The sequence below is a fragment of the Spirillospora sp. NBC_01491 genome (assembly GCF_036227065.1).
GTDB classification, from domain to species: Bacteria; Actinomycetota; Actinomycetes; order Streptosporangiales; family Streptosporangiaceae; genus Spirillospora; species Spirillospora xylanilytica.
In genome coordinates this window covers 842362-854822 of record NZ_CP109432.1, presented here as the reverse complement: position 1 = coordinate 854822, position 12461 = coordinate 842362, and the positions used below count along the sequence as shown (strand labels likewise).

The following is a 12461-nucleotide window of genomic DNA, read 5'->3' as shown; positions in this document are numbered from 1 at the left end:
TCATCGACTCTAGCCCGCGGTGTCGCGGCCCCGGCCGGCGAGCGGCGGGGCCGGAGCGGCCGGCGGGAAGGGGATCTCGGCCAGCACCGGGAGAAGCGACTCCTCCTCGTAGTCGAGATGCGCCGTCAGCTCTTGCGCCATGCGCTCCAGCTTGGTGCGGAAGCGCCCGGGGTCCGCGCTCCCGATATCGGCCAGCAACGCCTGGAGTCCGTCCTTGATGCGCGCGACCTCCCGATGTTCCTCGCGGATCTGCTCGAGGGCGCCGCGCAGCTGCGGATGATGGGCGCCGAGGGCGGGGAAGATATGTGCGTCCTCGCCCCTGTGATGGAATTCCAGGGCGTCGCAGAAGGCCAGGCAGTGCTGCCGGATCTGCAATCCCAGACCGGGCGCCGGCGGTTCGCCGGGCCCCTGGTGCGCCGCGCGGGCGGCGAAATGGGCCTCGGTCTCGGAGCGTATGTGCCGCAGTTGCGAGCGCAGGTGGGCGTGCGCCTCCATGATCTTGTCGGCGAGGGTGGCGATCTCGCGGGGCGCCCCGCTCTCGGGGCGCTCCAGCACCACGACCGGCAGCGTCCGGGAGGTGCTCGCCTGGTAGGCGGCGTAGCCCGGCGCCACGCCGACCGCGTGCTCGAACAGCCGGTCGCGCCGCGCACCCTCGGCGGGGACCGCGATCGCCTCGAACTCCTCGGTGCCGGTCTCCACCCGCACCACGGGATGGGCCAGCAGATTGTGGTACCAGGCGGGATGCCGGGGCGAACCGAGGTTCGATCCGACGACCATCAGCAGGTCGCCGTCGCGGACGCGCCCGAGTGGAACGGTGCGCTGTTCCCCCGACTTCGCGCCGGTGGTGGTCAGGAGGAGAAGGTCGCCGCCCTCGAAGGGGCCGCCGACCTTTCCCTGATTGGCCCGGAACTCCTCGATGATCTTTTGGTTGAAGGACATGGGCATACGGTGCGGGTCTCCAGACAAGGGGCGGCAGAGCCGCGATGCGAAAGGGAGTACGAGAAAACGAAAGAGGAAGAGAAGGCGCGGGGTGCGGCGCTCAGATCAGGCGCGCGGTGCGGAGTTCGAACTCATGGCACGGTCCCTTGCTGAATGGTGCTCGCCCGATCTCCGGCCGGCCCACTGCTCTTTGGCCGGAGTCACGCGACACGGGCACCATTACAACCACCCGCCCGACGTCTGTCAAAACGAGGGCCCGCCCCCCTCACCCGCGGGCCGCGCCCCCGGGGGTGCCCGGTCGACGGCGCCGGGCGGATCCCGCGGACGGCCGGAGAGCAGGGCGCGGGCGTCCGACTCCGAAGCTGAACGCTTTAATAACCATTAGCATTCGTCAGCACATCCGCCCCTCGCGTCACTGTTGATCCTGGCTGATGCTGATCTGTCACAGGGACTGTTGACGAGTAACTATAAAAAGCTATAGTGAGTCTCCCATGGGGTTGTCCTCGGAGCCGCGGGCCGGGGCCCATCACGACGCTCTCAACAGACCCTTGGAGGTGTCTGGCTTGAGTCCTCTCCGTGAGACGTACGAGTCGCTCAACCTCGAACCCAAACCGATCCGGCCGCACATCCTGGCGGCGGCCACGGTCGTCTTCGGTGACGACTACTACGCCGGCCGGCGCGAGACGATCAACCTGTCCGGCTTCGTCCAGCTGAACAAGTGGCCCATGCCGGGCTTCGAGCACCGGGTGGACGAGAAGGGCCACGCCGAGCTGGAGACCGAGCTGATCAGCGCGCCCGAGGTCGGGATCAAGGGGTTCAGCTACGAGCTGGACGACCGCATCCAGGTCCTGTCCAACCCGTTCCTGCCCAACTCCGGTCACGTACGGCAGATCGTCCCGGGCAAGAACTTCCCGGCCGAGTTCTACATCCGCCGCTTCGGGATCCTGGAGACCAGCACCCTGCGGCTGGCGCACCGCAACGTCATCGACATCTACGGTGTCGTCGACAGCATCCCCCCGTACAAGAAGCCGCTCACCGGCCCCTACCTGGGCAGCCCGCGCGGCGACGGCCCGTTCGACGTCGTCCAGGCGCCGAACGTGGTGCGGGGCACCACCCTCCCCGAGGCGTGGTATCCGGCCAACGACGAGAACGAGCCGGTCGGCCTCACCCCGACGGTGTTCTTCGCCGAGAGCGCCGGGCCGTGCATGTCGATGCTGGTCGACCCCTCCATGATCATGCAGGTCTCGCTGGAGGGCCAGATCGACGTCGAGGTCAACGGCCGGACCGAGACCATCGAGCTGGCCGGCGACTACCGCAACGCCGCGGGCACCGAGATCCTGCTGTTCGGGCCCGAGAAGCACGAAGGTTCCGGCGTGCTCGCCCAGATGTCGCGGGTGGCGATGGTCGGCACCAACGAGGCCCTCGGCGGACGGGTGATGCTGCGCGCCAGCTGGCCCCGGCCGTCCGGCGGCACCCTCGGCGAAGGGACCGAGGACAGTCTCAGCCGCATCAGGTACCCGAGCGAGATGCACATTGACGCCGAGTTCGAGCTGGTCACACCGCAGGGCAACCTGTACGCGGCGAGCCCGGTGCACGTGGCGGGCAAGCTCAGGAGCATGGAGGCGACCGGCACCGAACTGGCCATGGCGGGCTCCGACACGCCGCTGGTCACCGAGGACGGCACCGTCCGGGCACGCCTCACCGGGGCGCGCCTGATGATGCGGGACGCGCACGTGGGCGAGACCGCGGCGGTGAACATCTGACCACCGTGCACGACGCTTGACGTGTCCGGCGGGTTCGGTTCTGATGGAAAAACACATAGTGCCGACCCGCCGGATCGTCTCTCCCGGGCATCCGCCGGATGCCCGGGAGAGACGATCCGCAACTGGAGGACGGCGTGGACCAACGGCTCCTGTTGATGCACCAGACCATGCTCGCCGACCGCCCGCGCCTGGCCGCCTACGACCGGGCGCTGGAACGCGCCGTCGGCGCCGGCGACGTGGTGGCCGATGTCGGCGCCGGACTGCTGGTCCTGTCCATGCTGGCCCTGCGCCACGGCGCGGGGCACGTCTACGCGATCGAGGCCGACCCCGAGACCGCCGCGCTGGCCGCCGAGATCGCCCAGGCCAACGACCTCAAGGGCCGGCTCACCATCGTCCAGGGCGACGCCCGCACCGTCCGGCTCCCCGAGAAGGCCGACGTCGTCGTGTCGGAGATGATGGGCAACCTCGGACCCGAAGAGCAGATGATGGAGGTCCTGGGCGCCTTCACCGAGACCAACCTCGCGCCCGGCGGACGCGTCGTCCCGCACCGGCTGGCCACCCGGCTGGCCGCCATCGAGTTCGACGGCGAGGGCTGGGGACTGTGGGGAGAGGACTTCCTCGGCCACCGGCTCGACGCGGTGCAGGACCGCGTCGCCCCCGCCGCGCAGCTCCACTTCTTCCAGCGTCCCCCCACGCTGCTGAGCAGGCCGGTCACCATCGCCGACCACCGGTCCGGCGACGGCCGGCGGCCGCACGCGCGGGAGAGCCGCACCCTGACGGTCACCCGGCCCGGACGGCTCCAGGCGATCGTCGGCTACTTCTCCGCGACCCTCGCCAAGGGGGTCACGCTCTCCAACCTTCCCTCCTACCCCGGTTGCAACTGGGCGGTGTGGGTCTGGCCGCTGCGGCACACCCCCGTGTCGGCGGGCGACCTGCTCCGGGTCGGGCTGCGGCCTCCCGAGGACGTCCGCAACGTCCTGGACTACCGGCTGTCCTGCGGCCTCAGACAGAGGAGATGACGATGCCGTTCGCGGCGGGCTCGGTGCGGGACATCCCCGTGCGCGCGCTGAAACTGTGCGGGCTGACCTGGACCGGGCAGTGCCTGTGGTTCTCCGAGGCCGTGTCGAACCAGATCATGGAGCTGGACCCCGCCACCGGCGAGGTGGCGCGGCGGATCCCGTGCCCGGAGGTCCGGACCGACCTGACCACCCTCGACGGCGACCTGGTCCAGGTGGCCGGCGAGCGCCGCGCCCTGCGCGTCATCGACACCGAGTCCGGCGGGACCGTCGAGGAGAAGCCCAACCCGCGGCCCGGCAACGTGCTGTGCGGCATGGAGGCCACCCGGCACGGGCTGTGGCTCGGCTACGAGGACCTGCGGGTGATCGACCTGCGCGATCCGGACGACCTGCGCCTGATCGGGCACTACCCGGTCCGGCACGCGGTGGCCGGCGTCACCGTGTCGGACGGCTTCGTCGCCTACTCCGACTACAAGGGCGGCACCATCAACCTGATCGACCTGGAACGGGGGACCGAGGTCGCCTCGATCTCGGTCGCCGGGAACCCGACCGGGATCGCCTGGGACGGCACCCGGATTTGGTACTGCGACTACACGACCCTGCAACTTCGGGCGATCGAGATCCCCGGCATCGCCGGAGACTGAGGGAGGACGGCATGACCGAAGCCGTATCCGCTCCGGTGCGGGCCGCCCGGCGGCGGGGCGCCCTCACGAGCGCCGCGCTGTTCGCCCGGGCGGCCCGGGTACTGGCGACGGCCCTGGTGATGGTCGCGCTCGCACTGCCGGGATTCCTGGTCAGGAGCGCGGTGCGCGGACGGGCGGCCGGGCGGCGGCACCTCTACCGGCGCGGCACCGGCATGCTGATGGCGCTCGGCCCGACGTTCGTGAAGGCGGGCCAGGTGCTCGGTACCCGCCGCGACGTGCTGCCCGCCGGCCTGTGCGACGAGCTCTCGGTGCTCCAGGACTCGGTGGTGCCGCTGACCCGCGCGCAGACCAGGTCGGGCTTCGCCGAGGCGTACGCGCCGGACGGAACGGCCGCCACCGCCCGGGTCGCGGTGCCGCTCGCCGAGATCGACCAGCGGCCGATCGCCAGCGGCAGCGTCGCCTGCGTCTACACCGCCGTCCTGCCCTCGGGCCGCCGCGTCGCGGTCAAGCTGCGCCGCCCCGGGATCGACCGGGTGATGCGGCAGGACCTGGAGCTCATCCGGGCCGGCGCGCGGGTCGCCGCCCGGCTGCGCCCGTTCCGCGGCATGCCGGTGACCGAGGTGGTCGACAGCATGTGCGGCGCGGTGCTGGGTCAGCTCGACTTCGCCCGCGAGGCCGACAGCCTCACCCGGCTGAGGGACACCCTGTCCGCGGTGCCGCGCGTGTGGGTGCCGCGGGTGCATCCGGGGGAGTCGCGGCCCCGCTGCATCGTGATGGAGTTCATCCCGGACCTCGACCTCGACGCCGCCGCGGCGTGCCCGCCGGCGATGCGCCGGCGGTTCGCGGAGTCGGCGCTGACCGCCGTTTACCACATGCTGTTCGTCACCGGCTTCGTGCACTGCGACCTGCACCCGGGGAACCTCTACTTCACCCGCGCCGGCCAGGTCGTCGTGCTCGACGCGGGCTTCAGCGTGCAGCTCTCGGAGCGGCTGCGGCGCCTGTTCGCCGAGTTCTTCATGAACATGGCGGTCGGCCGGGGCCGCCGCTGCGCCGAGATCGTGATCGAGAGCTCGGCGGGCCTGCACCCCGGCGCCGACCTCGAGGGCTTCACGGTGCGGATGGCCGACCTGGTGGAACGCAGCCACGGGCTGCCCGCCAAGGACTTCAGCCTGATCGCGTTCGCCGCCGAGATGTTCGACCTGCAACGCCGGTTCGGGATCCACGCCGCGTCCGAACTGATCTTCCCGCTGCTGTCGCTGCTGGTGATCGAGGGGACGATCCGCGACCTCGACCCCGAGATCGACTTCCAGGAGAAGGCCAAACCCGTCCTCAACCGCGGCCTGTTCGGCGCGCGGGCATGACGGCGGGCGACGGGCACGCCGTCTTCCTGGCCTTCCTCGGCGACCCGCGCGGGCTGAGGGTGCTCGACCTCGGCTGCGCCGCCCCGGAGGCCGGGCGTTCGGCGCTGGACCGGGGCGCGGCAGCCTACCTGGGGCTCGCGGTCGGCGAGCGCTCGCTGGACGCGGCGCGGCACGCCCTGGCGGGCACCGCGGGCGAGGCGCGCGCGCAGGATCTGCACCGCTGGTCCGGCCATGACCTGGGCACGTTCGACGCGGTGATCTCCTGGATGACGTTCCACCGGGTGCGCAACCTCGCCCGGCTTCTGGAGACGGTCCATCACCACCTGGTGCCGGGCGGACGGCTGGTGTTCTCCGTCCCGCACCCGTTCGTGACGGCGAGCCCGGACGGGAAGGGCGACCTTGGCGGGGGAGGGGTGAGCGGCTACTTCAGCGAGGGCGAACGCCCCGCCCCCGACGGCGGTCGCGACGACACCCCGGGGGAGACCGCGATCTGGCACCGGACCCTGGAGGGCTACCTTTACGAGCTCCGCTGCTGCGGCTTCCATCTGGAGGAGCTCTCCGAGGGACGGCCCGCGCCGGGAGCCCCCGCCACGGCCCGCCGTCCCGATCCCGACGTTCCGCGCCACGTGTCTTTCCGGTGCCGTCGCCGAGCCTGACGGTTGATTTTCCTATAGCCTGGGCAGCCCGATTCCGAAGCGGACGAAGGGGGCTGCGATGGCCGATCGCATGGAGGAACGGCGGCTTTGGCCCGCCGGCACCGATCCGGGCTACGTCGAGGCGAGGCTCGAGCTGCTCGCCGCAGAGAAGGAACTGCTCGAACACGCCGAGCGGGTGGCGGCGGCCCGCCGCGCGCTGCCGGCCGGGCCGGTCCTGCCGCCCTACAAGTTCGCCGAGGGGCCCCGCGACCTGGCCGTGGACGAGCCCGTGGCCGCGCCTCGGCTGCACGACCTGTTCGACGGGCACGACACGCTGGTGACCTACCACCTCATGTATGCGCCGGAGGCGCAGGAGGCGTGCCCGATGTGCTCGATGTGGGTGGACGGGTTCCATGGCGTCTCCCACCATCTCGCCCGGCACGCCGGGTTCGCCGTCGTGGCCAAGGCGCCGCTGCCGAAGCTGCGGGAGTGGGGGCGCCGCCGGGGCTGGGACGGCCTGCGCCTGGTCTCCAGCCACGACTCGACGTTCAACGCCGACCTCGGTACCGAGGGGGCCGGCGGCGCGCAGTTCCCCGGCATCAGCGTGTTCAGCCGTGACGGCGACGAGGTGCGGCACCGCTACACCATGCAGGCCACCGTCTCCTCCGACCTGCCCGAACGCGGCATCGACCTGCTCTCGCCCGTCTGGCAGGTGCTCGACCTGATGGGACAGGGCCGGGGCGAGTGGTATGCCGGCAACGACTACCCGGGCGCGGCCAGAGGCTGAGCCCGGCAGTACTTCTCCAGTGCCGGTAAGGCACTCGCCTGGCGGCTTGTGCCTTACCGGCACTTTGGCACGGCCCTCGGGCCGAGCCGGTGCCTGGAAGTCAGGAGGCGGGGTCCAGCCACAGGTTGGTGATGTCGAAGAACTCGATCTGCGGCACGTGCACCGGGTTGCGCACCCGGCTGCCGTGATAGCGCGAGGTCATCGCGGCGAACGACAGGATGGGCACCAGGGGCAGGTCCTCCATCGCGCGCACGTCCACCTGGTGCCACAGCTCCTCGGCGCGCGCCGGGTCGGGCTCCTGGAGCGCCCGCTCGATCAGCGCGTCGACCTCGGGGTTGCTGTAGCCGCCGTAGTTCGTCGTCCCGGGGACGTCGTTGCTCTGCAACAGCGGCTGCACGATCACCCGCCCGTTGTTGCCGAACCAGTCGGGGGTGAAGCCCGGCTCGGCGATGTCCCACGCGCCGGCCCGTCCCGCCTCGGGGTCGGAGAGTGCGGAGCCGTAGTACTCGGCCTGGGTGTAGTGCCGCCAGTCGAGGGTGACGCCGATCTCGGCCAGGCTCGCCGCGACGCACTCCATCACCTTCAGATGGATGCCGATCTTGCGGACCGCGGCGATCAGCGTCAGGCCGTCGCCGTACCCCGCCTCGGCCAGCAGCTCGCGGGCCTTGGCCGGGTCGCCCCGGTCGCCCGGGGTGGGGTAGGGGTTGTACTCGCGGTGGCCGATGCTGCCGGCCGGGATCACCGAGTGGAGTGGCAGGTTGGGGGCGTCCAGCGCGTCGAGGATCTCGCCGATGGCGACCTTGTCGATGGCGTAGGCGATCGCCTTGCGCACCCGCAGGTCGCTCGTGGCGCGCCCGGAGTTCGGGCTGCGCAGGTTGAAGACCAGGTAGGGGTTGATCGCGAAGCCCGGGTAGCTGCGCGGCGGCGCCTCCTGGCCCGGCTTGGGCCGGTCCCAGGACACCGCGGTGTAGGACCAGGCGAGGTCGACCTCGCCCTCGTCCATCAGCCGCTCCATCTCGGGGACGGGCAGGTCGGTCACCTTGATCTCGATCCGCTCGACGTACTGGCCGCGGATCGGGTCGGTCTCCTGGCGCCAGACCGGGTTGCGCTCGAGCAGGATCTCCATCCCGCCGTCGGAGTAGTGCGCGAGCCGGTAGGGGGCGCAGGACAGTGTCCGGCGCCGGAAGTCCATGCTGTCGGGGATGTGCGCGTCGTACTCGACCGGCGCGGGGGCGGTGAAGCCGGTCGCCAGGATGTTGAGGAAGTCGTTGGCCGGCCCCTTGAGCCGGAATTCCAGCGTCAGGTCGTCGACCGCCCGCAGCCCGGCGATGTCGTGGGAGTTCTGGAACGCGGCCATGGCCGCGGCCGTCGGCTCGGCGCCCGCGAACGCGTCCCGGTAGGCGTCGCAGTACTCCCGCATGCCCTCGATGGTGCTGGTGAAGTAGGGCAGCGCGCCCGCGCCCGACACGGGGTTGGGCAGCCGCTTGAAGCCGCGGACGACGTCGTGCGCGGTGACCTCTCGGGGCGGCGCGGAGTCCCAGCGCACGCCCTCGCGGAGCCGGATGGTGTAGGTGCGGAGGTCGGCGCTGATCCCGCCGTTGTCGACGGTCGGGATCTCGGCCGCCAGGTCGGGCGCCGGGGTGAACGCGGCGCCGGGCGCGGACAGGTCGTCCTGCGCCGGGTAGGCGAACAGGTGCCGTGACAGTGCCCGCAGGATCTGGGCCGAGGTGGCGTAGTAGGCGCTCGCGGTGTCGATGTGGTCGACCCCGCCGGGGCCCCTCAGCCGCAGCGTCCCGCCGTACCCGGGGGCGCCGGGTCGCGCCGTGGTCTCTGGTGCCGTGCTGGCCATCGTCGTCCGCCTCCTTCTGCCCCGCGCGCGGTGCGGCAGGTCTCCGGCTCTCCTCTGGACTCTAGAGAGCCCATCGATCGTTTACTATAGAATTATTAAGTAAAATGCGTAAGATGGCGACGTGGACAGGCAGCATGCCCGACGGTCCGCCGGGGCGTGGAGCGGTGGGGGAGGCAGGCACGGAGGTACGCGCGGAACGACTCGACCTGCAATCTGCGGCCCAGGCCCATGTCGACCGATGGCTGCCGGGCCGGCGGTCCCGGCGCGTCCCCATCGCCCGGTTCGGGCGCGCCCGCGTCCGGCTCGACGAGGAGTTCTGCCGCGAGGTGGCGGCCTGCTACGACGCCGCGGACGGCTCCGCCGACGATCCCGTCCTGCTGCGCCGCTACGAGAGTCTCAAGCGGCAGAACCTTCGGCTGTACCAGGCGGCCACCGACGCCGGGGTCGCGGTGGAGCCGTGGCGGGGCGAGGGGCAGCCCTACCGCGACTCCAGCGACCTGTGCGGCAGCGTCGCCCTGACCCGGAGGCTCCAGGTGTACCTGACCGGCGCCGGGCACGGCCCGCCGTCCGACACCGGGGCCCATCCGCTGCGCGAACCGTCGGGAGTCCGGGAGGGCGGCGTCGAATTCCGGCACAACGACCTTCTCCGCGCGGTGCACGACCTGTTCGGCCATGTGATGTTCGGGCACGGCTTCGGCCCGAAGGGCGAGTTCCTGGCCACCCGCTGCCAGATGCACCTGTACACGCGCGACGTCCACCCGGTGCTGTTCACCGAGCAGATCGGCCAGCTCTGCTGGTTCTTCTTCGGGCCGCACCTGCTCACCCGGACGGGCCGCCTGCCCGTCCGCGGGGAGCCCGGCTACGTCCCGCCGTCCCGCCGTCCTTACCCCCGGCAGAAGGTCTTCACGTACCCCGACCACTTCCTGGACGCGTTCCACGCCATGTTCCAGCTTGAGGAGGAGCCCGGATGACCCACGTCAGGCCGCCCGCGGAACGGTCGCCGCGACCTCTCCCGTGCGAGGGGACGCCCGCACGGGCCGCGCCGGACCCCGCCGGATCCGGGCGCGGCGCGGCCGGCCTCGCCGCGTCGATCCGGGACGACTTCCCCATCCTCCGGGCGAGCTTCGACGGGACGCCCCTGGTCTACCTGGACAACGCGGCGACGACGCAGAAGCCGCGCGCGGTGCTGGAGGCGATCGTCGACCACTACTCCACCGCCAACGGCAACATCGGCCGCGGCTTTTACACCCTGAGCCACGTCGCGACCGACCGCTACGAGGAGGCCCGCGCGTCCGTCCAGCGGGCCCTGGGCGCCGAGCACCCCGACGAGGTGGTCTTCACCGGCGGCACCACCGGCGCGATCAACCTGCTGGCCGACACCTTCGGCCGGCGGCTGGTCGGCGCGGGCGACGAGGTCGCCGTGTGCGGCATGGAGCACAACTCCAACCTGCTGCCCTGGCGGCGGCTGTGCGAGGAGGCCGGCGCCCGGCTGGTGGTGGTGCCGGTGAACGACCGGGGCCGGGTCGGCCTCGCCGACTTCACCGCGGCCCTCGGCCCGCGGACCCGGCTCGCCGCCGTCGCGCACGTCTCCAACGTCCTCGGGACCGTGAACCCGGTCCGCGAGATGATCTCCGCGGCGCACCGGGCCGGCGTCCCGGTCGTGGTGGACGGGGCGCAGGCGGTCCCGCACCGCCCGGTCGACGTCCGCGAGCTCGGCGCCGACTTCTACTGCTTCTCCGCCCACAAGGTCTACGGCCCGACGGGGGTCGGCGTTCTGTACGGCAGGCGCGACCTGCTGGCCGAGCTGCCCCCGTACCAGGTCGGCGGCGGGACGGTGAAGGGCGTCGCCCACGACCGGCCGGTCTCCTACGTCCCGGTGCCGGCGCGGCTGGAGGCGGGCACGCCGGACGTGGCGGGCGCGGTCGGGCTCGCCGCCGCCCTGCGCTACGTGGGCGACCTCGGCTGGGACGCCGTCCAGGAGCACGACGCGGCCCTGGTGCAGTATGCGGTCGGGACGCTCCGCGAGATCCCCCGGGTCAGGGTCGTCGGCAGCCCGGAGGAGACGCCGAGCGGCATCGTGTCCCTGGTGGTCGAGGGGATCCATCCCTACGACGTCGGCGGGCACCTCGACCGGCACGGGGTCGCGGTGCGCAGCGGCGTGCACTGCGCCAGCACCTTCCTCGACGATCTGGGGCTGCTCGGCACCGTCCGGCTGTCCTTCGGCGTCTACAACACCACCGCCGAGCTCGACCTGGTCGCCGAGGCGCTGCGCACCGTCCGCCCGGGCGTCTGGACGCACGAGCACCCGAACACGCGGTTCCTGTGACATGCGCTTCGACACCAGGCTGGTGCGGCTCGGCCAGGAACCAGCGGACGGCACGGGCGACGTGGTCCCCCCGATCCACGTCGCGGCGACCTACGAGCGGCGGGCCCAGGACCCGCCGCGCTACTTCTACGCGCGCGGGGAGAACCCGACCCGCGAGGGACTCGAGGAATGCCTCGCCGGGCTCGAGGACGCGCGGCACGCGACGGCCTTCTCCTCCGGCCAGGCGGCCGGGGCGACGGCCCTGTCGCTGCTCGACCCCGGCTCCCGGCTGATCGCCTCGGACGATCTCTACGGTGGCACCCACGCGCTGTTCTCCCTGCTGGGCCGGTTCGGCATCGCGGTCGACCACGTCGATCTCAGCGATCCGGACGCGCTGGACGCCGCGTTCGGCGACGACGTGGCGATGGTGTGGGCCGAGACGCCCACCAACCCGCTGCTGAAGATCGCCGACCTGGCCGAGGTGGGCCGGCGGGCGCGGGCGCACGACGCCCTGGTGCTGGTCGACAACACCTTCGCGGGCCCCGCCCTCCAGCAGCCGCTGCGCCTCGGGGCCGACATCACCCTCTACAGCACGACCAAGTCCATCGCCGGCCACTCCGACGTGCTGGGCGGCGCGCTGGTCTACGACGACCCCGACCTGCACCGAGCGTTCCGCTTCCACCGCACCGCCACGGGCAACGTGCCGGGCCCGTTCGACTGCTTCCTGGTGCACCGCGGCCTGAAGACGCTCTCGCTGCGCACCGCCCGGCAGACCGCCAACGCCGCGGCGATCGCCGCGGCGCTGTGCGCTTCGCCGCACGTCACGGCGGTGCACTACCCGGGGCTCGCCGGGCATCCCCAGCACGAGCTGGCGGCACGCCAGATGTCGGCGCCCGGCTCGATCGTCAGCTTCGAGTACGCGGGCGACCCGGAGAAGCTGATGGACCGGGCCGGGCTGTTTGCGTGCGCGGTCAGTCTCGGCGGCGTCCGGTCCCTGATCGAGTGCCCGGCGCTGATGACGCATGCCCCCCTGCCCCGGGAGGACCGGCTGGCGCTCGGGATCACCGACGGCCTCGTCCGCGTCTCGGCCGGGATCGAGGACCCCGAGGACCTGGTGACGGATCTGGTGGCCGCGTTGCGGCCGGGTGAGGAGCGATGACCG

The 12461-nt window shown here is 72.0% G+C and carries 11 protein-coding genes; 9 read left to right on the top strand and 2 right to left on the bottom strand.

The features are described from left to right. Positions 1 to 9 precede the first annotated feature (9 nt). Positions 10 to 939 (bottom strand): nitroreductase/quinone reductase family protein, encoded by a 930-nt coding sequence (locus tag OHA34_RS04185; RefSeq protein WP_329520758.1) that lies wholly within the window; start codon positions 937 to 939, stop codon positions 10 to 12. A gap of 563 nt (positions 940 to 1502) precedes the next feature. Between OHA34_RS04185 and OHA34_RS04180 the strand changes: the two genes are divergently transcribed. The 6 genes from OHA34_RS04180 (at position 1503) to OHA34_RS04155 (ending at position 7145) form a co-directional block, all read left to right on the top strand. Beyond that, complete coding sequence (locus OHA34_RS04180; protein WP_329520757.1) at positions 1503 to 2702, top strand: DUF6004 family protein; 1200 nt, start codon at positions 1503 to 1505, stop codon at positions 2700 to 2702. A gap of 134 nt (positions 2703 to 2836) precedes the next feature. Further along, positions 2837 to 3721 (top strand): 50S ribosomal protein L11 methyltransferase, encoded by an 885-nt coding sequence (locus OHA34_RS04175; RefSeq protein ID WP_285943245.1) that lies wholly within the window; start codon positions 2837 to 2839, stop codon positions 3719 to 3721. A gap of 2 nt (positions 3722 to 3723) precedes the next feature. Continuing rightward, positions 3724 to 4362: a YncE family protein gene (locus tag OHA34_RS04170; protein ID WP_285943247.1), complete on the top strand. Its 639-nt coding sequence runs from the start codon at positions 3724 to 3726 to the stop codon at positions 4360 to 4362. Between the two features lie 11 nt (positions 4363 to 4373). After that, positions 4374 to 5723 (top strand): ABC1 kinase family protein, encoded by a 1350-nt coding sequence (locus tag OHA34_RS04165; RefSeq protein ID WP_329520756.1) that lies wholly within the window; start codon positions 4374 to 4376, stop codon positions 5721 to 5723. Then, complete coding sequence (locus tag OHA34_RS04160) at positions 5720 to 6379, top strand: class I SAM-dependent methyltransferase (RefSeq protein ID WP_285943251.1); 660 nt, start codon at positions 5720 to 5722, stop codon at positions 6377 to 6379. The genes OHA34_RS04165 and OHA34_RS04160 overlap by 4 nt, the downstream gene beginning before the upstream one ends. 58 nt (positions 6380 to 6437) lie before the next feature. Beyond that, positions 6438 to 7145, top strand: coding sequence for a DUF899 family protein (locus tag OHA34_RS04155; protein WP_285943252.1), 708 nt, complete (start codon positions 6438 to 6440; stop codon positions 7143 to 7145). Between the two features lie 100 nt (positions 7146 to 7245). Here the strand turns inward: OHA34_RS04155 and OHA34_RS04150 are convergent, their stop codons facing one another. Continuing rightward, positions 7246 to 8994, bottom strand: coding sequence for an ABC transporter substrate-binding protein (locus OHA34_RS04150; protein ID WP_329520755.1), 1749 nt, complete (start codon positions 8992 to 8994; stop codon positions 7246 to 7248). Between the two features lie 113 nt (positions 8995 to 9107). Here OHA34_RS04150 and OHA34_RS04145 point away from each other — a divergent pair, with 113 nt between their 5' ends. Genes OHA34_RS04145 through OHA34_RS04135 form a run of 3 tightly spaced genes read left to right on the top strand, consistent with a single transcriptional unit; the run spans position 9108 to position 12458 of the window. After that, the gene (locus OHA34_RS04145; protein WP_329520754.1) at positions 9108 to 9965 is read left to right on the top strand and encodes a crotonobetainyl-CoA--carnitine CoA-transferase; all 858 of its coding nucleotides are present in this window, start codon (positions 9108 to 9110) and stop codon (positions 9963 to 9965) included. After that, positions 9962 to 11320, top strand: a complete 1359-nt coding sequence (locus OHA34_RS04140) for an aminotransferase class V-fold PLP-dependent enzyme (RefSeq protein ID WP_329520753.1) — start codon at positions 9962 to 9964, stop codon at positions 11318 to 11320. The genes OHA34_RS04145 and OHA34_RS04140 overlap by 4 nt, the downstream gene beginning before the upstream one ends. Before the next feature lies 1 nt (position 11321). Then, positions 11322 to 12458 carry a trans-sulfuration enzyme family protein gene (locus tag OHA34_RS04135; RefSeq protein ID WP_285943261.1) on the top strand — a complete coding sequence of 379 codons (1137 nt, stop codon included), beginning with the start codon at positions 11322 to 11324 and terminating at the stop codon, positions 12456 to 12458. Positions 12459 to 12461 lie beyond the last annotated feature (3 nt).

Excerpts from the sequence above, each read along its gene's own strand:
- OHA34_RS04145 (WP_329520754.1), top strand. The coding sequence starts at position 9,108 with ATGGCGACGTGGACAGGCAGCATGCCCGACGGTCCGCCGGGGCGTGGA.
- OHA34_RS04150 (WP_329520755.1), bottom strand. The coding sequence starts at position 8,994 with ATGGCCAGCACGGCACCAGAGACCACGGCGCGACCCGGCGCCCCCGGG.
- OHA34_RS04185 (WP_329520758.1), bottom strand. The coding sequence starts at position 939 with ATGTCCTTCAACCAAAAGATCATCGAGGAGTTCCGGGCCAATCAGGGA.
- OHA34_RS04135 (WP_285943261.1), top strand. The coding sequence starts at position 11,322 with ATGCGCTTCGACACCAGGCTGGTGCGGCTCGGCCAGGAACCAGCGGAC.
- OHA34_RS04155 (WP_285943252.1), top strand. The coding sequence starts at position 6,438 with ATGGCCGATCGCATGGAGGAACGGCGGCTTTGGCCCGCCGGCACCGAT.
- OHA34_RS04165 (WP_329520756.1), top strand. The coding sequence starts at position 4,374 with ATGACCGAAGCCGTATCCGCTCCGGTGCGGGCCGCCCGGCGGCGGGGC.
- OHA34_RS04160 (WP_285943251.1), top strand. The coding sequence starts at position 5,720 with ATGACGGCGGGCGACGGGCACGCCGTCTTCCTGGCCTTCCTCGGCGAC.
- OHA34_RS04170 (WP_285943247.1), top strand. The coding sequence starts at position 3,724 with ATGCCGTTCGCGGCGGGCTCGGTGCGGGACATCCCCGTGCGCGCGCTG.
- OHA34_RS04140 (WP_329520753.1), top strand. The coding sequence starts at position 9,962 with ATGACCCACGTCAGGCCGCCCGCGGAACGGTCGCCGCGACCTCTCCCG.